Genomic DNA, 19,200 nt, shown 5'->3' on the forward strand with positions numbered 1-19,200 from the left:
TATGTAATTCAAGTTACTAAAGTAATGTTTGAGCCCGATAAAAGAAAAAAGCCTACCCTTAGGGGTAAGCTTCGTATCATTTACCGGACTTGACCGATCTTAATCGGCCGGTTGCAATTTGGTTTTGCTCACGTTTACCGGTTGGGGCACTTTTACATAATAACCTGTACCGTCATAAATACGTTTGCGCGGATGATCTTTACAAGCGTCGCTGCAGCAGCCATCCATAGCGGTTCCGCACTCATCGCATTGGGTAAAATGCTCATTACACTCAGGGTTGGCGCAATTGATCATTTTGGGAGTGGTTTTGCCACAATTGAAGCAAGTTGAAATAACAACAGGGTTTACGCTGTTTACGTCAACCGAAAGGCGGTTATCAAATACATAACATTTGCCTTCAAAATCCTCACCGCCTGCTTCTTTACCATATTTAATGATCCCACCATGCAACTGGTATACTTCAGGAAAACCTTCGTGCAAAAGCAATGCCGACGCTTTTTCGCATTTGATGCCGCCAGTGCAGTAAGTCAGGATCTTTTTATCCTTGTACTTTGCCAGCTCATTGATCATGTCCGGAAAATCGCGGAAGTTATCGATATCAAGCGTTACCGCATTTTTGAACTTGCCTAAAGAGTGCTCGTAGTTTGAACGAACGTCCAATACAACAACATCATCCCTGTCTTTCATCGCCAAAAACTCTTTTGGCTCCAGGTGTTTGCCTGTCTTTTGTTTTGGGTCGATAATGTTAGGATCACGCAGGCCTGAGTGTACGATCTCTGATTTATAACGTACATGCATTTTTACAAATGATGGCGTATCTACCTCGTCAATTTTAAACTCGGCAGCAGCAAAGCGCTCATCGGCGTGTACGGTATCCATATAGGTTTTACAAGCTTCAACAGTCCCCGAAACGGTGCCGTTAAGCCCTTCGTCGGCTACAATAATACGACCGGTTAAACCTAAACTTTTACAAAATTTTAAATGATCGGCAGCAAATTGCTCCGCATCAGCTATCGTTGAATAACAATAGTATAGTAGGGTATTATACATTTCCATAAAATCATCGATACTGCTGCAAACAGTGTTAAATGAGCGGCGCAAATGTAAGAATTTTTAGTGAAAAGTTGAATGGTTGATTAGGTGAGTGGTTGCTGATCTAAAAAATATCAAACCCAATCAACCATTCACCTATCAACTACTCACCTCAAATTACCTGATTCCGTAAAAGATCCTGAAGCCCTGGATGTATTTTTTATCGCCGGCATAGGATATACCATAGTCAACACGGAAAATGAGGCGTTGTACACCCACATAAAACTCGCGGTAATTGCGGTTGTTTTTGGTGGTAAGATAGTTGGCACCGATAATTTCTTCGAGTTTAAGTTTCCTTAACAGCGGAATCCGGTTAAATAATGATCCGGCGAAGTTATGCTGATAGTGCGCCTCTAAAAAAGCCCCGTTGGTACTGTAGGTATAAAATGGCAAGAAGTGGAAACTACCCACATAGGTAGGATCAAAAGTGGTGCCCTGGTTACCTAAAAAGTGGTTATAATCCATGTAATACAACGTATTATTATTGAAAAACCCACCACCAGATACTTTAAATGATGAATAGCCGGAAAGCCCTACACGGATATGATCCTGCGAGAGATCAACAGAAGCAAAATCATAATCCACATCCGAGCCTATAATGTTTTTAAATCCTTTTCGGTAATTTACCGTTAACGTTGGATATTTTGAAGGCAGGTTAAACTTGCCTGTAGGCCTGGTTTCGTACCGCTGATCGAAAGTAAATGTTGCCGACGCGTTAAACACTAAAGCCTGGTTATCCGGAAACAAAAACGAATGGTCATTGGCCGGCGTACCCGCGGGAGCCAAAGGATTGTTTGATGTAAATTCGCGGTTCTTATTATCCTTTATCTTGCTAAAAGAGGTATTGTACAACTGCGATCGGCTTGAATAAGAAAAACCTCCTTTTAAGAAAACGCCGTTCAATACCTCACGCTGATAACCAAAATCGCCATAGTGGCTGCGGTAATATTTAACATAGTTGTTTTCACTCAACAGTGTACTCAGCGTATTGAAATATAACGAACGTGTGCCTACGTTATTCAGGTCGAGCACATCGCTGCCAAAATCGGCATAAAACTTAGCATTGTGGAAAGGATCATTCTTATACTCAAAGCCTATATTGGCGCTGAAGATCTTATTGGAAAAGCCATAACGTACTGCCGGGGTAACTGTCAGCGAATGAAAATCATCAATAGTACGGATATAACTTACCTTGGCGTTAATCCCAAAGCCCTCCACTGTGTTGTAATAAAACGTTTGCAGAAACGGGAAAATGTATAATGAATCCCTGTTGCTTTTATTGCTGGCAGCGTAACCAAATATCAGGTAGCCGGGATAATTAATACGGTTTTTATGATGCTGGAGCGAATCCAGGTAAGTATCCGTTTTTTTATATTCTTCAAACGCATCTTTTTTCCTGTAATCACGGTCTTCAAATGCAGTTAAGGGTATCGGCCGTGCGTTGGACCAGTAATCGGGCTTTTTACTGTTGGCTACTGTATCAATTTTTAAGATCTCGCCGGTGAAAAAATCATCCGGAAAAGTTGGATTTATTTTATAGTTGTTATAAACAGCGGCGTAATAACCGCCAAATTTAAATCCAAAAACTGCCCCCTTAAAGCTGTATTGGGTCGAGGCCGGCATCCACACACTATCAGTTATAGCTACGTATTGCTGCCTGATCTTTAAAGTATCAACCAGGTTAAGGTTGCTTGTTTTATTTTCAACAAAAAGGTCAACACTATAAATACGCCAGTCGCCATCAACGATGTAAATATCCCCCTGAAAATATTGACCGTGCCCGCGTTTGGGGGTTACATGGATTTTATGAACGGTATGCCCGTTCTCAACCGAGGTTCCCAGCAGCCTGTAATTATAAAACGTGAAAGCGTACGATGCAACCGGCGATACAAAGCCCCGGGTAGCCAATCCATTGATGATAAATACATTCTGATAAAAATTAGCCTGCAGATCAGATGCTTTTTTATAGCCGAAAGCAGTGTTCTGCCCCGCCATACGGTTGGCAATAGTGATCTCCCGTACCTTATTGGGCTTTTGAAAATTATATTCAGACAATGATTCCGATTGATAAAGGATCCCCCGGCCATTCGTATCAAGATCGAGGGTTTTCCTTACCTCCTGCCCCAGCATTGATTTGGGCACACTCAATAGCTTTTGTACACCTTTAATATAAACCGCACATGAATATGATGCTGCTTCCTCAATATAGTATTTCCGCTTCTTCAATACCTGTTTCATGATAGTATCGGCAGCATCACGGTTTTTGCGATAAGTTTCGGCTACCCTGCCGGTGCTAAATACTTCATCGGCCATTTGTACGTTATGTTCCTGCTCCTGATCTGTTACGGTAACCTGCTCTATCTTTTCAGTATAACCAACGTAGCGGTAAATCACATTATAAGTACCCGGGCTAAGCTTAAACTGGTAAATACCGTTTTCATTAGCTGTGGTACCGTATGTTGAATTGCGGATGTAAATGGAAACAAAAGGAATAACCTGCCCGTTTTTGTCGGTTATTTTCCCTGTCAAAAGTGATTGCTGTGCAGAGGCGGTTATTACGCTGAAAGCAATGATGAATAGTAGTATGTATTTTCTCATATGTTACTTATGTGTAATGCTTTAGGACTTAAAAATGTTTTATTATTCACTTAATAATTATTTAAGGTTTAATAAACCCTATCAAATGCCCGCTAATGCTTAATTTTGCCCTCTTTAAAACACGCACACTATGTACAACACACTAAAGCCGGTTTTACAGCAGGAATTAACCGAAATTGAAAACGCCGGGTTATATAAAAAGGAAAGGATCATTACTTCACCTCAGGGAGCTGATATCACTGTGCAAAGCGGTGCCGAAGTAATTAACTTTTGCGCCAATAACTACCTTGGCTTATCAGGCAATGCCAAAGTGATCCAGGCAGCCAAAGATGCTATGGATACTCATGGCTATGGTTTATCATCTGTGCGTTTTATATGTGGTACACAGGATATTCATAAAGAGCTTGAAAAAAAGATAGCCGAATTTTTAGGTACCGAAGATACCATCCTGTATGCAGCGGCATTTGATGCCAACGGTGGCGTGTTTGAACCTTTATTTAACGATCAGGATGCTATTATTTCTGACGAGTTGAACCATGCCTCGATCATTGACGGTGTACGTTTGTGCAAAGCTCAGCGTTATCGTTATAAACATGATGACATGGCCGACCTGGAAGAGAAACTAAAAGCTACCCAGGAACTGCGTCACCGCATTGTTGTAACCGATGGCGCATTCAGCATGGACGGTACAATTGCCCAGTTGGATAAAATCTGCGACCTGGCTGATAAATACAATGCACTTGTTATGATTGACGAGAGCCATTGCTCGGGTTTTATGGGCAAAAGCGGTCGCGGTACGCATGAGCACCATAATGTTATGGGCAGGATTGATATTATCACCGGCACATTAGGCAAAGCTTTGGGCGGCGCGTCGGGCGGCTTTACATCGGGCCGTAAAGAGATCATTGATATGCTGCGCCAGCGCTCACGTCCGTATTTGTTCTCAAATACTTTAGCTCCTGCTATTACCGGAGCTTCGATAGCGGTACTGGATATGCTGAGCGAAACCACCGAACTGCGCGATAAACTGGAAACCAATACGCAATACTTTCGTAAAAAAATGACCGAAGCAGGTTTTGACATTAAACCTGGCGTGCATCCTATAGTCCCAGTGATGTTGTATGATGCCAAATTGGCCCAGGAGTTTGCTGCAAAAATGCTTGAGGAAGGTATTTATGTGATAGGTTTTTACTACCCGGTTGTACCGCAAGGCAAAGCAAGGATCAGGGTACAGATCTCAGCAGCGCACGATTTGCACCATTTGGATAAAGCTATTGCAGCGTTTACTAAGGTGGGTAAAGAGTTGGGAGTTCTTAAATAGTCTTATATTTGCCGTCCTGCGTATAGCGATTAACTCATAACTATATATCCCTGCATCCGAAAAATAATCAGGAAACCGGGATAACAACAAAAGAATTACAAACAATACATTATAATGCAAGCTCAGATAGACCAATATACCGCCGAGATCAATGCCTTTTCGCCTGCCAATGCCGACGAACTGGAAGCGTTCCGTATTAAATTTTTAGGCACCAAGGGTATTATTAAAGACCTTTTTGAGCAGTTTAAAAGTGTTAGTCCGGAAGAGAAACGCACTTTCGGTAAAGTACTTAACGAGTTTAAACAACTGGCCGAGGCTAAGTATAACGAATTAAAAGAAAACATTGGTTCAGGCCCACAAAGCAAAGGCAATGACCTTGACCTTACTTTGCCAGGCGATGGCTTTACTGTAGGCTCACGCCATCCGTTATCGCTGGTTCGTAACGAGATCATTGACATTTTCAAACGTTTAGGTTTCGTTGTTGCCGAAGGACCGGAAATTGAGGACGACTGGCATAACTTCTCGGCCCTTAACTTCCCGGATGAACACCCGGCACGTGATATGCAGGATACCTTCTTTATTAAAAAGAATAACGGTAAAGATGATATCGCCCTGCGTACCCACACCTCGTCGGTACAGGTGCGGATGATGGAAGCAGGCAAACCACCGTTCCGCGCTATTATGCCGGGCAGGGTTTACCGTAATGAGGCTATTTCGGCCCGTGCACATTGCTTTTTCCACCAGGTTGAGGGTTTATATGTTGACGAAAATGTTTCGTTCTCTGATCTGAAACAGACGCTTTATCACTTCGTTCAGGAGCTTTATGGCGAAGGTACTAAAGTACGTTTCCGCCCTTCATACTTCCCGTTCACCGAACCATCGGCCGAAATGGATATTTCATGTACCATTTGCGGTGGTGCCGGTTGTAATATGTGTAAACACAGCGGCTGGGTGGAGATCTTAGGCTGTGGCATGGTTGATCCTAATGTTTTGGAAAACTGCGGCATCGACAGTAAAAAATATACAGGCTTTGCCTTTGGTATGGGCATGGAGCGTATTGCCAACCTTAAATACGTGATCCGCGACCTGCGCCTGTTTTCGGAGAATGATGCGCGTTTCCTTAAACAGTTCCAAACAGAAATGTTATGAGGAAACTATTGTTAATGATATTGGTAAGTATCACCTGCTTTTCGTGTGGAAAATCAGGTGATAACGTACCAAGCGTACCTGTTAATTTCCAAGCTGCATTAGGTACCCCGTCGTTAAGTGCCCTTAATGTTTCGGGCGGGGCAGTCTCCATTAATGGTTATGGTGTAGCCGGACTGATCATTTACCGCAAAATAAATGGCACCTATGCGGCTTACGACCGGTGCAGCAGCTATCAGCCCGAAAAAAAGTGCGCGGTAACAATTGATAATACAGGCTTTACAGTAACCGATCCCTGCAGCGGCTCAAAGTTTAGCCTTGAGGATGGCACACCGGTAAAAGCCCCGGCGACAAAGGCATTAAGAACATATAGGGTAGCTGTTACCCAGTTTGAAATTCAAGTAAGTAATTAATGGAAGCCGATAAAATAAAAGATAGTATTAAGCGGGCAGCACAGGAACTTTTCCGCAAATTCGGATACCATAAAACCAGCGTTAATGAGATTGCCAAAAAGGCTAAAATTGCCAAGGCAACTATCTATAAATACTTCGATAGCAAAGAGGCTGTATTGCACATCTTGCTGATGGATTACATCAAAGTCAGTGTTGACGACCTGGTACAAAGTAATTACAACGATATTGACGAGGAGGCCTATCTCAATAACCTCATCATGAAAACCTGCCGCCTCTCCTACACCGTTTGTAATGAGTTCATCGGCTGGGATTTTATCCGCGAGTCAACCAACTCCCAGGACTTTTTAAAGAACCTATCCAACGAGTTGGAAGAACTGCTTATGGCATCATTTATTCAATTGCCTGGCATCCGCAAGCATGAAACTTACCAGCAGCGCCTACGCTTCCTGATCAAGTGTAGCAAGAGCATCGTTTTCAGCTTTGCCTTTACATCGGTAAGCGATTCGGACGTGCGGAAAAATTTTGTTTCTTTTCAGAAAGAGATCCTGCCTTATTTGGTTAAGGCGGCGGTTTCGGTGTAAATCAGGTTATCTTAACATTAATTGAGCCTGACTCCTCAATATTCCATATCGTCGCTTTTTCTAAATCAATCGCATTGAGATTTAAAAAGGATCTGGCTCTTTCTTGATAATCATCCAATCCCTCTCCATCCCTTGGCAAAGCAATGATACTGTTGTCATCTTCTTCATGCATTCTCCTCATCCGGTCAGCGAGAAGCCCTATTGTACTTTCTGAATAAGTACTTTGAACCCCATCAGCAGGTGAAAAATCTTCATCAAACAAAAAATAATCGGTTACAAGAATAGAGAAGAACTGTTCATCCCTTTTATCAAAATAAAATATTTCAGAAAACCAATTTGGCGACTGGCACAATCCCGTTATTATCCAGTTATAAATTCGTCTTTTCTTTTCCATAGTGATATAAATAACTCAAATAGGCCCTTTATAATTAAATCTACACTGACAGCTAATTTTATTTATTTTAACTTTGAAATACAAAGTACTTTATATTATCTTTGTCATAGGCTTAGCAAAAGCCTTTATTTTTAATTACAAACTTTGAAATACAAAGTACTTTATATCTAAATAATCATGATAGAGGAACAATCACCAAAACAAACAACATTAGGTTGGCTCAAGGAGTCGGCAACTTTTAAATTGATCTTTATAGGGATCTTGGCGCTTTTACTGCTAATACCTTCGGCCTTCATTCAAAACCTTGTAACCGAACGGGCCAGCAGGCAGGATGAAATGGCCAAAGAAGTATCTGATAGCTGGTCGGCCAGCCAGATCATCAAAGGCCCGGTATTGGTTATTCCTTATAAAAAACAGGTAAAATTTACAGATACTGTCACGAAAGAGGTTATTGAAAACCTGTATATCCTGCCCGATAACCTGCATATTAAAGCAGGGTTAACCACACAAATATTGCATCGCGGTATTTTCGATGTTGCAGTTTACAACACCCAGGTAAAAGTGAGCGGCAACTTTGCCAAGCTGGACCTGTCATCCCTCGGGGTAAATATAAACCAGCTCTACTTAAACAAAGCCCGGTTTGAATTTAGTGTAAGCGATCTGAAAGGTTTGAAAAGTAGCCCCGTTATAAAAACAACTACTCCTGTGCTCAATGCTGAACCTTCGTTTGAATCTGTTTTTGGGGATGGCCTGCAGGCCGCTGTTGATCTTTCATCAATAAACAATAACGAAATTCCGTTTGATTACACGCTCGATTTAAAAGGCAGCGAGGGACTAAGTTTCTTACAACTTGGTAAAACTACTGATGTTCAGGTTAACGGTAACTGGAGCAGTCCCAGTTTTGATGGTAACCATCTACCCGACGAGCGTAAAATTGATGGCGGCAGTTTTAGCGCCAGCTGGCGGATGATGTACTACAACCGGCCATTCCCGCAGCAGTGGACTGGTTCACAAAAAACGCTCGACAACGATAAAAAACTGGAAGATGCAACCTTTGGTGTAAAACTTCGCCTCCCGGTTGATCAGTACCAGAAAACGATGCGCACCAGCAAGTATGCGATATTTATCATACTGCTTACCTTCATCTCCTTATTTTTAACCGAGGTTATCCGCAAACAGCCAATACACATGTTTAACTATATATTGATTGGTGCAGCTATGGTTATTTACTACACATTGCTGCTATCGTTTTCGGAGCAGGTTGGTTACAATATGGCTTACCTCATTGCATCTGTATCAACCATATCGCTCATATCCGTATTTATATCATCTCTCCTGAAAAACGGAAAGGCAGCCATACTGTTCGCCTTTATTTTATCGGTGTTTTACGCCTTCATTTTTGTGATCATTCAACTGGAAGATCTTGCCTTAATGGTTGGCAGCATCGCCCTGTTCATCATCATAGCGGTATTGATGTATTTTTCGCGCAAAATAAACTGGGATAAAAATTAATATCAATCAGTAAACATCAGAAGCCTGGGTGGCTTCTGATGTTTACAAAAAAAAATACCTTATACCAATTTGGTTTTTAGTTTAAAAATTACTATGTTAGCATAGTAATTTTTTGTTTTATGAGCCGCGAACTAACAGACTTTTCCGACCTGATTGATGAGCAATTTGAGATAGAAGATATCGACACCACTGATATGGTTAAATATCTGCTAAGCTTATTTGTTTAAAAATCCCGCTTTAATATCGTAACGCCTTTTAAAGGCGAACAGCTTTCTTTTGCTTCTTCCCTCCCATTTTCAGGATTAAATAAATACGGTTAACTTTGCAGCCTGATGAGTAAAGCTAACAAACCAAAGTTTTTTGAGAACGTAGAGATCATTGATATTGCCGAAGAAGGCAAAGGCGTAGGCAAAGCTGATGATTTTGTTCTTTTTGTAGATAAGGCAGTACCCGGCGACATTGCCGATGTACAGGTGTACCGGAGTAAGAAAAACTTCGGCGAGGGTAAGATCACCGAATTAAAAAAATCTTCAGAATACCGCACTGAAGCATTTTGCGAGCACTTCGGCACCTGCGGGGGCTGCAAATGGCAGCATATGACCTATGAAGCCCAGCTCAAGTTCAAACAAAAATCTGTGGTTGATGCCTTAAGCCGTTTAGCTAAAATCAATGTTGACGGCATTATGCCTATTGTGCCTTCTCCGGCCGATAGATATTACCGCAATAAGCTTGAATTTACCTTCTCCAACAAACGCTGGCTTTACGACGGCGAAAACAAGGAAGACGGCACCCTGAACATGAATGCCCTCGGTTTTCACATTCCCGGCCGTTTTGATAAAATATTGGATGTAAACCATTGCTATCTGCAGGCAGAGCCATCCAACAGCCTGCGTAACGAGATCCGTGATTTCACCATTCAGCAGGGCTATACTTATTACGATCTGCGAAACCACAGCGGCATGCTCCGTAATCTGATCGTGCGCACCTCATCAACCGGCGAGATCATGGTGATCGTGGTTTTTGCTTATGCTGAAAAAGAAGAGATCAATAAACTGATGAGCCATGTTGATGCCCGTTTCCCGGAGATCACCTCATTACTCTACATTGAAAACCAGAAAAAGAATGATACCATATTTGACCAGGATGTTGTTGCCTTTAAAGGGCCGGAATATATCCACGAAGAAATGAACGGTATCAAATTCCGCATCGGACCAAAATCATTTTATCAAACCAACTCCATCCAGGCGCTTCGCCTGTATGAGATTACCCGCGATTTTGCCGGCTTTAAAGGCGATGAGCTGGTATACGACCTTTACACCGGCGCAGGCACCATTGCCAACTTTGTGGCCGGACACGTGCGTGAGGTAGTTGGCGTTGAATATGTACCAACAGCCATTGAAGATGCCAAAGTAAATTCAGCCATCAATAATATCACCAACACCAAGTTTTATGCCGGCGACATGAAGGACGTACTGGTAGCCGATTTCGTAGCAGAACACGGCAAACCGGATGTGATCATAACCGATCCACCGCGCGCAGGCATGCACCCGGATGTGGTGGCCCGCCTCATGGAAATCGAAGCACCTAAAATTGTTTACGTGAGCTGTAATGCCGCCACCCAAGCTCGCGACCTGCTGGTATTAAAAGAGAAATACGATACCGTAAAGATCCAGCCGGTGGATATGTTCCCGCATACACAGCACGTGGAAAATGTGGTGTTGCTGGTTTTAAGAGATTAATTCTTTAGAGATTAGAGGTTGTAGGTAAGAGATTAGTTGGGGAGAGCCCATAGTTCATGGTTAGTAGATCATGGCGATGGCTCAAAAATCAATTAATAGCGGACAACCGGTGAAATCACAAAACAAACAATCAATGTAATCACCAATCAAAAAAATCGGTGTAATCATCCCAAAATCGGTGAAATCATAAAATAAAATATGAACCCTGAAGAACTGCTTAACGAAGGAAATGAACGCAATAAACCGGCGGCTGATAGTCCGCTGATAAGTTTGGAGCGCGATCTTAAATATTTTAATGAATCAATTAAAGAGGTATCCGAGGAGATCATGAACGAAGGTCTTTCCTCTTACCCTATTTTTATTGCCCACCAGCATGAGTTAAGTATTGGTGAACTGATACTTGACCGCCATGATTTAAACTCCGAATGGAGCATCCACGCCTCAACCCTTGAGGAATTTGTGGAGCGCGACGTTATAAAACCCGTGTTAAAGGAACGCTTTGTTAAAAGCTACAAAGACCCTTATGAATACATGTGTGTATTTGTTGTAGTGCCCGAAGGGGCAAACTTTGTGTATTTTCCATATGTGAAGTAGATTTTATTTATATAAATTTGAACCATGCGGTCCCTTCCCCTCGAAGCTGCAATATGGAATAAACTTTGTATCATTTACATGTTAGATCCTGCTCCCGCTTAGTGAACTTCTTAAAGAGGTAGTAAATGATACCAACAACATGTCTGAAAAAAAGCTTCTCATATTAAACAAGCAACAGATCCAGCAAAAGCTCGACAGAATGGCCTACCAGATACTGGAAGATAATTTTGACGAGGAAGAAATATTAATAGCCGGTATCCTGCCGCGCGGTAATCACATTGCCGAACGCCTGAAAACTATACTTGACGGCATTTCCCCTTTTAAAAGCCGCCTGCTTACCATCGAACTTGAAAAACAAAGCAGCAGCCTAAGCGCCAATATTGATTTTGAGGTTGAAGAATGCAGCAACAAAGTAGTGATACTGGTTGATGATGTATTGAACAGCGGCAAAACCCTGGCTTACGGCTTTGGCGTATTTTTAGATGTACCGTTAAAAAAACTTCGTACCGCTGTATTGGTTGACCGTAACCATAAAAGCTTCCCTATCACGACTGATTTTGCCGGCGTAGCCTTATCAACTGTTATCAAAGAGCATGTTGACGTAGTACTTGATGAAGAAGACGGCGAAGAGGATGCGGTTTATTTGAGGTAGGTAGTTATGCCCCATTAATATTTTACAAACCGTCATTGCGAGGCACGAAGCAATCCCCAAGTAGCAGAGGAGCATGCAAATACACTCTGTAAAGTTGAGGATTGCTTCGTGTCTCGCAATGACGACGTGGAGACGCAATTTCGTTAATTATACCCCCAACGCCTCTTCCAGTTTCTCAACCGACATATCTATCCCCTCAACAATATTGCTTGCCTGCAGGTAGAAGCTTTCACGCTCGGCCAATTTGCCAGTGATAAATTCAACCAGTTCTTCGCCTTTTTTACCTTGCAGTACAGGGCGAATGGTTTTGCTGTTTTCCAGCCTGTCGGCCAGGGTTTTTGGTGATAGTTTAATATACAGGGTTTTACCGTTGGCATTCATCCAGTCCATATGGTCAAAAAAGCAGGGTAATCCTCCGCCAGTTGATACCACGGTATTTTCATGATATTCAGTTTCCTTCAGCACCTGCGATTCCAGCTTCCGGAAGGCATCTTCGCCAAATGATGAAAAATATTCGGCAATGCTCATGCCCGCTTTGGCTTCGAGTACATGATCGAGGTCAATAAATTCGTAGCCCAATTTGGTGGCCAGTTTGCGGCTCCAGGTTGTTTTGCCACAACCCATAAAACCCACAATAAAATATTTCATATAAATTCTTTCAGCTTAATTTTACCCGCGGATCAATCCACACATAAATAATATCCACCAGGATACTGATCACCACAAATATAAACGCGATAAACAATATCGAGCCCATTACTACCGGAAAATCCGACATTTCCAGTGCATCTACCGTAGCTTTCCCCAATCCGTTATAACCAAAAATATATTCCACAAAAAAAGAACCTGCCAGCAGTGAGGCAAACCAGTTGGCAATTGCGGTAATAACCGGGTTCATGGCGTTCTTAAGCGCGTGGCGATATATAATTGTCCGGTTACTTAATCCCTTTGCTTTGGCGGTACGTATATAATCCTGCCCTAAAACATCAAGCATAGCATTGCGGGTAAGCTGCACAATGATAGCCAACGGGCGTAAGCCCAAAGTAATAACCGGCAACACCAGGTTCTTAAGCGTGATCACTTCGCCCTTAAAGGGATCATAACTGTATAAACTGCCCGACATATTTAAATGCGTGTAATTACTCAGTACAAAGCCAAAGATCCAGGCAATAATGATCCCCGCAAAAAACGAAGGTGCCGAAATACCCAGTGTTGAAAAGCTCAATGCCAGCTTATCAATCCAGGTATCTTTGTTTACCGCACTCGCCACGCCTAAAAATACGCCGATAATAATAGCGAAGATCATAGCAGCTACAGCTAATACTAATGTATTAGGGATCACCTCCATCAACAATGAGGCAACATCCTTACGGGTTTGGTATGAGCGTCTTAAATAAGGCCATTTCAGCGCCAGCACTTTACTTTTGCTCACCGAAAATAGCTTTACATAGCCATAGCGCTGTTGCTCTTCGGCTGCATTGAGGTGGATGCCCAAGGGCGACAGATCATTCAGATAATAGGCAAACTGCACCGGTACCGGTTTATCCAGCCCAAACTCTTTACGTACGGCTTGTAATGATTGCACATCGGCACGTTGCCCCTGGGTCATACGGGCAGGATCGACAGGGAGGATATTGAACAGAAAAAAGACAACAAACACTACCCCCAGCATTACTGCCAGTCCGTATGCTAATTTGCGGAGCAGGTAGGGGATCATATTTGATTATTTCTGCAAGTACTCTTTTACAATATCCTCATACTTCCGCACCGAATGATAATGCCATTTATTAATCACTGTACCATTCTTGATCAGCAACACACCCGGATTAGAACGTACCATTGATTTTAACGGAACACCATCAACATAAAAAATCTCACTGATCAGTTTATGTTCTTTAGCAAATACTTTAGCATCTTCAGCCGAATTTGAGGTAAGCAGTATAGTACGGACATTATAATTATCGGTAAGATTGATAGCCAACGCGTTTAAGCGATTGATCGCATCTTTATCCGTTTCGTTTAAATCGTAGGCCACTATAAACAAGCTATAAAACGGACTCGAAAGTAATTCTTTAGTATAGTCGTTACGCTGGGCATCCTGGATAGACAGGTCGCGAATTTTAGGCTCGTATCCTTTTTTAATCAATCGATTTTCAGGGTCGCCGACAACCTCCCAATTGGCATCCTTCCAGATATTGGTTTTAAGGTATTCCTTATCGTTCATTACCTTGGTAGCGCCTGTTTTTTTATTTTTCAGGTGATAGGTAAGTTCAAACTCATCAAGCGGGGCACCCGGCGGGATCTTCATTTCGTCGGGCAGATTAGCGCCTATTTTATATGGCAGAAAATCTATAATGGGCGAAAAGTTATAGGTATACACACCAAAGCCAACCGAAACAACGGCAGCACCAATAAGCCATTTATCGCCTGCTTTGGCGTTAAATAACGGGGTGATCTGTTTACGTTTAACAAATAAGATCAACACCAAAGCCAGCAAAACCATATCCTTACTAAACGACTGCCATGGCGTTAACGGAATAGCATCGCCAAAGCAACCACAGGTTTGCACCACCTTAAAAAAGGCCGAATAGAAAGTTAGGAACCCAAAAAAGATGATCAGCAGCAATAATCCCCATGCCACTTTAACAGCCCTTGCACCGATAAGCAATGCAAAGCCAAGCAGCATTTCAAGCGCACAAAGTACAATGGCCATGGTAAGCGCCAATCCGTTTAGGAATGTGATATGAAATACCTCAAAATACTCTACCAGTTTATAAGAAAAACCCAGCGGGTCATTAGCCTTGATCAGTCCCGAAAATATAAATAACAATCCCACCAATAAACGCGGGATCCATATAACGGCACTATTTGATGATGTATTTTTCATAAGCCCCTTCTAAATCTTCTTCGCCAACCAGCGGATAGACTTAATTTTTATAATTAATAAAGAGTTTTATTTACCGTGATGAACATTAAGCTTAATCAATGCGAACACGGCATAGTTCAGCATATCCTGGTAGTTGGCTTTTACGCCTTCTGATGCCTCGGTAAGTCCCTGATTATCTTCTATCTGTTTTACACGAAGCAGTTTCATCAATATCAGATCGGTCAATGAACTGATGCGCATATCGCGCCAGGCCTCGCCGTAATCATGATTTTTGGCAAACATCAGCTCTTTGGTTTCGTTCACCTTCTCGTCAAACATCTCGCTCACATGATCAGGATTAAGTTCGGTTGACATTTCTGGGCCGCATTCCAGCTGCATCATGGCTATCACACAGTAATTAACAATGCCAATGTATTCGCCGGTGATGTCATCGCCTACTTTTGATACTTTCTTTTCTTCTAAAGTGCGGATGCGCTGAGCTTTGATAAAAATCTGGTCGGTGATAGATTGCGGGCGGAGGATACGCCATGCGGTGCCGTAATCGCGGGTCTTTTTCATGAAAAGGCCCTTACATATATTAATTACGCCTTCGTATTCTGCTGCTGTGTTAGTCAAAAGATAATGTGTTTGAATGTAAAGTTTAAATGTTGCAAGGTTATGAAGCCCGTGCCTGCAAAGTTAATTAACTTTACCGCATTAAAACTTTGCAACCAGCAACTAACCGTGGCTAAAGATACATTTTTCAGTAAAAAAGTTACACTTAACGCCGGTGGCCGGCTTATCGATCTTTCTTCGCCAAAAGTGATGGGGATCATTAACATTACCCCCGATTCTTTTTTTGCCGATAGCCGCAAACCAGGTGTTGATGAGGCCCTTCAACAAGCTCAAAAAATGCTGATCGATGGTGCAACATTCCTTGATATCGGTGCCTATTCATCACGCCCCGGGGCAGTTGATATTTCGGCACAGGAAGAAACGAACAGGTTGTTACCTATTGTTGAGGCTATTGCCGCGGCATTCCCAGAAGCCATTATGTCGATAGATACATTCCGTGCCGGTGTTGCGGAGGCGGCTATCAAAAGTGGTGCGCATATCATTAATGATATTTCGGGTGGTATGCTTGATGCTGATATGTTTGCCACCGTTGCCCGGTTAAATGTGCCTTATATACTGATGCACATGAAAGGCACCCCCCAAACCATGAACCAGCTGGCCGAATACGACGATGTTTTCGGCGAGGTATTTGATTATTTTGTATCAAAATATAGCGAGTTAAAACGGCTTGGCGTAGATGATGTGATCCTTGACCCAGGCTTCGGCTTTGCCAAAAAAACGGAGCATAGTTATGCGTTAATTAGCCGGATGAATGAGTTTGATCTATTTGGCCTACCAGTACTTATCGGCATTTCCCGCAAAAGGATGATCTATGGTTTACTGGGCAATACTGCTGCTGAAGCATTGAACGGCACTACGGTTTTAAATACTATTGCACTGATGAAAGGTGCTAATATTTTAAGGGTGCATGATGTTAAGGAAGCTATTGAGGCAGTGAAGATTTGGGAGGCTTGTCAATGATATCAGCCCGACAAAACGGTCTTTAGGTTGTTTATAAACCTTATACCGTTTTCTTCATTAGGCCTTTCATTAAAGCTGTAAAAAAGAGCGCAAATATCAAAAGCCCGAATGACGCCATAACAATACGAAGTGTACTATGGGTTTCAATGCCTTTGTTCAGCCCGGTAATACCCATTATAATTAATGGAATAAACAAAAGTGAAGATGAGATTAATACCGCCGGTTTATTTTTCATTGCTTTTTATTTATCCTGCAAGATAATAAATAAGGCCGGTGATAATACCGTTTTAAGTTAAAATTTTCCTGCTTCTTAATTCTTGTTGCCTTGATTCTAAAATTTACCCCACCAGCTCCATCATCTTCAAAATACTATCAACATACTCCCTGTCATTAGCCAACCTCGGCACTTTATGCTGACCACCCAGCTTACCCTTCTCTCTCATCCAATTAAAGAAAGTGCCATCCGGTGCGCGGCGTACTATCGGGCGACGCAGCGCAAGATCTTTAAAACGCTTGGCATCATAGTCCGAGTTGATACGACGTAGCGTTTCATCAAGCAGGTCAACAAAACGTTCAAATTCGGCAGGCTTCTTTTCAAACTCGATGATCCATTCGTGGGCGCCACATTCATCGCCATTAAAATAAACGGGAGCGGCGGTGTATTCCCGGATAATGGCACCGGTTTGTGTACAGGCTTCTTCCAGTGCACGCTCGGCATTATCAATAATTACTTCCTCGCCAAAGGCATTGATAAAATGTTTGGTGCGACCGGTAATCTGGATCCTAAACGGAGAGAGTGAAGAAAATTTAATGGTATCCCCTATCATATAGCGCCAAAGCCCGGCATTAGTTGATATGATGAGCGCGTAGTTTTTGTTCAGCTCCACCTCATCAAGGGTAAGCGTTTCAGGGTTTTCATCGTGAAGATTTTCGAGCGGTAAAAACTCATAAAAAACTCCGTAATCAAGCATCAGCAGCATATCACCAGGCTCTTTAGTGTCCTGGATGCCGAAGAAGCCTTCGGATGCATTATAATTTTCGAGGTAGTACATTTCCTCGTTCGGAATCAGTTTTTTAAACTGCTCGCGGTAAGGCGTAAAATTCACCGCGCCATGAAAATACATCTCCAGGTTGGGCCATACTTCAAGCAGATTATTTTTACCGGTGATCTCCAGAATGCGTTTAAATAACACCAGGTTCCAGGTGGGTACGCCGCTGATGCTGGTTACATTAACATCCTTGGTAGCCTGGGCTATCTTCTCAATCTTTTCCTCAAAGTTTTCGAGCAGGGCGATATCCAGATGCGGCGTACGGTGAAACTCGGCCCACATAGGGAGATTTTTCATGATCACTGCCGAAAGATCACCGAATGAAGTATCCTGGCTTAGCTGACTGATCTGGTGACTCCCCCCAAGCGTCAGGATCTTCCCCGTAAACATACGGGGGTTGGGTTGGTTATTGAAATAGATGGTAAGCAGGTCCTTGCCACCTTTAAAATGGCATTCCTCAAGCGCTTCTTCACTCACAGGAATGAACTTGCTCCTGTCGCTGGTAGTGCCTGAAGACTTGGCAAACCAGCGGATCTCTGACGGCCAAAGCACATTTTTTTCACCTTTGAGCATCCGCTCTATATAAGGCTTCAGTGTATCGTAATTTTGAATCGGAACCCGCTCCTTAAACTGGCTCAAGTTTTCGATACTTTTATATTGGTATTTTTTACCCCACTCCGTGTTTTCGGCAACCGAAATCAATTGCTCAAACCATTCTTCCTGCACTTCATTCGGATACTTCATAAAAAGCTCTATCTGGTGGATACGCTTTTTCATGAACCAGGTAAATACGGAGTTAAAGAGGGTCATAGGGTTATTATTGAGGAAAAACCTTTCTTTTCAGCACAAAGTTTGCCCCAAGATACACTTTCCTCACCATTTCATTCTCGGCCAATACCTCGGGCACGCCTGATTCTAATATTTTACCTTCAAAAAGCAGGTACGCACGATCAGTGATCGACAGCGTTTCCTGTACGTTGTGATCGGTTATTAAGATGCCGATATTGCGGGTACGCAACTTCGCCACCATCGCCTGGATCTCTTCAACCGCAATCGGGTCCACACCGGCAAAAGGCTCATCCAACAGGATAAAGTTTGGCTCAGCAGCCAGCGCACGGGCAATCTCCGTACGACGGCGTTCACCGCCCGATAGCAGGTCGCCACGATTTCTGCGAACCTTGTGCAAGCTAAACTCGTCTATCAGTTCTTCCAGCTTATCTTTTTGCTTATCTTTTGGCATGGTTCCCATCTCAAGCACAGCTTTGATATTATCCTCAACCGAAAGTTTCCTAAACACCGATGCTTCCTGTGCCAAGTAGCCAATTCCTTTTTGGGCACGACGATACATAGGGTCCTGGGTTATGTTTTCGTCATCCAGGTGGATAGTGCCTTCGTTTGGTTTTATCAAACCTACAATCATGTAAAACGAAGTAGTTTTACCGGCACCGTTAGGCCCAAGTAAACCAACAATTTCACCCTGTGCAACGTCAAACGATACGTCGTTTACAACGGTACGCTGCTTGTATTTCTTAACTAAATTATCTGCTCTTAGTATCATTATATGTCTGAACCATGATTTATGGGATTCATGGATTACCCTGATATGATATATCTTTCTCCCGTCATTGCGAGGTACGAAGCAATCCC

General features: G+C 42.7%; 19 protein-coding genes. 9 read left to right on the forward strand and 10 right to left on the reverse strand.

Features of this window, described 5'->3' with window-relative positions:
- Positions 1–99: 99 nt before the first annotated feature.
- Both trhO and AC1DUD_RS13310 read right to left on the reverse strand, forming a co-directional pair.
- Complete coding sequence (gene trhO, locus AC1DUD_RS13305; RefSeq protein ID WP_477375607.1) at positions 100–1,056, reverse strand: oxygen-dependent tRNA uridine(34) hydroxylase TrhO; 957 nt, start codon at positions 1,054–1,056, stop codon at positions 100–102.
- A gap of 153 nt (positions 1,057–1,209) precedes the next feature.
- Positions 1,210–3,690: a DUF5686 and carboxypeptidase regulatory-like domain-containing protein gene (locus AC1DUD_RS13310; protein ID WP_477375171.1), complete on the reverse strand. Its 2,481-nt coding sequence runs from the start codon at positions 3,688–3,690 to the stop codon at positions 1,210–1,212.
- A gap of 130 nt (positions 3,691–3,820) precedes the next feature.
- On the opposite strand from AC1DUD_RS13310, the gene kbl reads away from it, so the two are divergent.
- From kbl to AC1DUD_RS13330, 4 genes are all read left to right on the forward strand, one after another.
- Positions 3,821–5,011, forward strand: coding sequence for a glycine C-acetyltransferase (kbl, locus tag AC1DUD_RS13315; protein ID WP_477375172.1), 1,191 nt, complete (start codon positions 3,821–3,823; stop codon positions 5,009–5,011).
- A 114-nt stretch (positions 5,012–5,125) separates the two neighbouring features.
- The gene (pheS, locus tag AC1DUD_RS13320) at positions 5,126–6,160 is read left to right on the forward strand and encodes a phenylalanine--tRNA ligase subunit alpha (RefSeq protein WP_477375173.1); all 1,035 of its coding nucleotides are present in this window, start codon (positions 5,126–5,128) and stop codon (positions 6,158–6,160) included.
- Entirely contained in the window at positions 6,157–6,570 is a 414-nt protein-coding gene (locus tag AC1DUD_RS13325) for a Rieske (2Fe-2S) protein (protein WP_477375174.1), read from the forward strand. The genes pheS and AC1DUD_RS13325 overlap by 4 nt, the downstream gene beginning before the upstream one ends.
- Entirely contained in the window at positions 6,570–7,151 is a 582-nt protein-coding gene (locus tag AC1DUD_RS13330; protein ID WP_477375175.1) for a TetR/AcrR family transcriptional regulator, read from the forward strand. The genes AC1DUD_RS13325 and AC1DUD_RS13330 overlap by 1 nt, the downstream gene beginning before the upstream one ends.
- Position 7,152: 1 nt before the next feature.
- On the opposite strand, the gene AC1DUD_RS13335 is transcribed toward AC1DUD_RS13330, so the two are convergent.
- Complete coding sequence (locus tag AC1DUD_RS13335) at positions 7,153–7,545, reverse strand: hypothetical protein (RefSeq protein WP_477375176.1); 393 nt, start codon at positions 7,543–7,545, stop codon at positions 7,153–7,155.
- A 177-nt stretch (positions 7,546–7,722) separates the two neighbouring features.
- Between AC1DUD_RS13335 and creD the strand changes: the two genes are divergently transcribed.
- The 4 genes from creD (at position 7,723) to AC1DUD_RS13355 (ending at position 12,042) form a co-directional block, all read left to right on the forward strand.
- Positions 7,723–9,057, forward strand: a complete 1,335-nt coding sequence (creD, locus tag AC1DUD_RS13340; protein WP_477375177.1) for a cell envelope integrity protein CreD — start codon at positions 7,723–7,725, stop codon at positions 9,055–9,057.
- A 332-nt stretch (positions 9,058–9,389) separates the two neighbouring features.
- Entirely contained in the window at positions 9,390–10,796 is a 1,407-nt protein-coding gene (gene rlmD / locus AC1DUD_RS13345) for a 23S rRNA (uracil(1939)-C(5))-methyltransferase RlmD (protein ID WP_477375178.1), read from the forward strand.
- A gap of 198 nt (positions 10,797–10,994) precedes the next feature.
- Positions 10,995–11,390: a hypothetical protein gene (locus AC1DUD_RS13350; RefSeq protein WP_477375179.1), complete on the forward strand. Its 396-nt coding sequence runs from the start codon at positions 10,995–10,997 to the stop codon at positions 11,388–11,390.
- 139 nt (positions 11,391–11,529) lie between these two features.
- Entirely contained in the window at positions 11,530–12,042 is a 513-nt protein-coding gene (locus tag AC1DUD_RS13355) for a phosphoribosyltransferase family protein (protein WP_477375180.1), read from the forward strand.
- A gap of 147 nt (positions 12,043–12,189) precedes the next feature.
- On the opposite strand, the gene AC1DUD_RS13360 is transcribed toward AC1DUD_RS13355, so the two are convergent.
- The 4 genes from AC1DUD_RS13360 to AC1DUD_RS13375 all read right to left on the reverse strand — a co-directional run bounded on the left by AC1DUD_RS13360 (position 12,190) and on the right by AC1DUD_RS13375 (position 15,487).
- Entirely contained in the window at positions 12,190–12,690 is a 501-nt protein-coding gene (locus tag AC1DUD_RS13360; RefSeq protein WP_477375181.1) for a shikimate kinase, read from the reverse strand.
- Between the two features lie 10 nt (positions 12,691–12,700).
- Complete coding sequence (locus tag AC1DUD_RS13365) at positions 12,701–13,759, reverse strand: ABC transporter permease (protein WP_477375182.1); 1,059 nt, start codon at positions 13,757–13,759, stop codon at positions 12,701–12,703.
- 6 nt (positions 13,760–13,765) lie between these two features.
- A complete protein-coding gene (locus AC1DUD_RS13370) occupies positions 13,766–14,929 on the reverse strand; it encodes a BT_3928 family protein (RefSeq protein ID WP_477375183.1) in 1,164 nt (387 codons plus the stop codon).
- A 66-nt stretch (positions 14,930–14,995) separates the two neighbouring features.
- Positions 14,996–15,487, reverse strand: a complete 492-nt coding sequence (locus AC1DUD_RS13375) for a DUF1599 domain-containing protein (protein ID WP_477375184.1) — start codon at positions 15,485–15,487, stop codon at positions 14,996–14,998.
- Between the two features lie 165 nt (positions 15,488–15,652).
- Between AC1DUD_RS13375 and folP the strand changes: the two genes are divergently transcribed.
- Complete coding sequence (gene folP / locus AC1DUD_RS13380) at positions 15,653–16,504, forward strand: dihydropteroate synthase (protein ID WP_477375609.1); 852 nt, start codon at positions 15,653–15,655, stop codon at positions 16,502–16,504.
- Between the two features lie 40 nt (positions 16,505–16,544).
- On the opposite strand, the gene AC1DUD_RS13385 is transcribed toward folP, so the two are convergent.
- The 3 genes from AC1DUD_RS13385 to lptB form a co-directional block, all read right to left on the reverse strand.
- Positions 16,545–16,739: a hypothetical protein gene (locus AC1DUD_RS13385; protein WP_477375185.1), complete on the reverse strand. Its 195-nt coding sequence runs from the start codon at positions 16,737–16,739 to the stop codon at positions 16,545–16,547.
- A 103-nt stretch (positions 16,740–16,842) separates the two neighbouring features.
- A complete protein-coding gene (locus AC1DUD_RS13390) occupies positions 16,843–18,363 on the reverse strand; it encodes a GH3 auxin-responsive promoter family protein (protein ID WP_477375186.1) in 1,521 nt (506 codons plus the stop codon).
- A 7-nt stretch (positions 18,364–18,370) separates the two neighbouring features.
- Positions 18,371–19,111, reverse strand: a complete 741-nt coding sequence (gene lptB / locus AC1DUD_RS13395) for an LPS export ABC transporter ATP-binding protein (protein WP_477375187.1) — start codon at positions 19,109–19,111, stop codon at positions 18,371–18,373.
- Positions 19,112–19,200: the final 89 nt, after the last annotated feature.

The organism is Mucilaginibacter sp. P4_A11 (assembly GCF_056402535.1).

Excerpts from the sequence above, each read along its gene's own strand:
- trhO (WP_477375607.1), bottom strand. The coding sequence starts at position 1,056 with ATGGAAATGTATAATACCCTACTATACTATTGTTATTCAACGATAGCT.
- AC1DUD_RS13310 (WP_477375171.1), bottom strand. The coding sequence starts at position 3,690 with ATGAGAAAATACATACTACTATTCATCATTGCTTTCAGCGTAATAACC.
- kbl (WP_477375172.1), top strand. The coding sequence starts at position 3,821 with ATGTACAACACACTAAAGCCGGTTTTACAGCAGGAATTAACCGAAATT.
- pheS (WP_477375173.1), top strand. The coding sequence starts at position 5,126 with ATGCAAGCTCAGATAGACCAATATACCGCCGAGATCAATGCCTTTTCG.
- AC1DUD_RS13325 (WP_477375174.1), top strand. The coding sequence starts at position 6,157 with ATGAGGAAACTATTGTTAATGATATTGGTAAGTATCACCTGCTTTTCG.
- AC1DUD_RS13330 (WP_477375175.1), top strand. The coding sequence starts at position 6,570 with ATGGAAGCCGATAAAATAAAAGATAGTATTAAGCGGGCAGCACAGGAA.
- AC1DUD_RS13335 (WP_477375176.1), bottom strand. The coding sequence starts at position 7,545 with ATGGAAAAGAAAAGACGAATTTATAACTGGATAATAACGGGATTGTGC.
- creD (WP_477375177.1), top strand. The coding sequence starts at position 7,723 with ATGATAGAGGAACAATCACCAAAACAAACAACATTAGGTTGGCTCAAG.
- rlmD (WP_477375178.1), top strand. The coding sequence starts at position 9,390 with ATGAGTAAAGCTAACAAACCAAAGTTTTTTGAGAACGTAGAGATCATT.
- AC1DUD_RS13350 (WP_477375179.1), top strand. The coding sequence starts at position 10,995 with ATGAACCCTGAAGAACTGCTTAACGAAGGAAATGAACGCAATAAACCG.
- AC1DUD_RS13355 (WP_477375180.1), top strand. The coding sequence starts at position 11,530 with ATGTCTGAAAAAAAGCTTCTCATATTAAACAAGCAACAGATCCAGCAA.
- AC1DUD_RS13360 (WP_477375181.1), bottom strand. The coding sequence starts at position 12,690 with ATGAAATATTTTATTGTGGGTTTTATGGGTTGTGGCAAAACAACCTGG.
- AC1DUD_RS13365 (WP_477375182.1), bottom strand. The coding sequence starts at position 13,759 with ATGATCCCCTACCTGCTCCGCAAATTAGCATACGGACTGGCAGTAATG.
- AC1DUD_RS13370 (WP_477375183.1), bottom strand. The coding sequence starts at position 14,929 with ATGAAAAATACATCATCAAATAGTGCCGTTATATGGATCCCGCGTTTA.
- AC1DUD_RS13375 (WP_477375184.1), bottom strand. The coding sequence starts at position 15,487 with ATGAAAAAGACCCGCGATTACGGCACCGCATGGCGTATCCTCCGCCCG.
- AC1DUD_RS13385 (WP_477375185.1), bottom strand. The coding sequence starts at position 16,739 with ATGAAAAATAAACCGGCGGTATTAATCTCATCTTCACTTTTGTTTATT.
- AC1DUD_RS13390 (WP_477375186.1), bottom strand. The coding sequence starts at position 18,363 with ATGACCCTCTTTAACTCCGTATTTACCTGGTTCATGAAAAAGCGTATC.
- lptB (WP_477375187.1), bottom strand. The coding sequence starts at position 19,111 with ATGATACTAAGAGCAGATAATTTAGTTAAGAAATACAAGCAGCGTACC.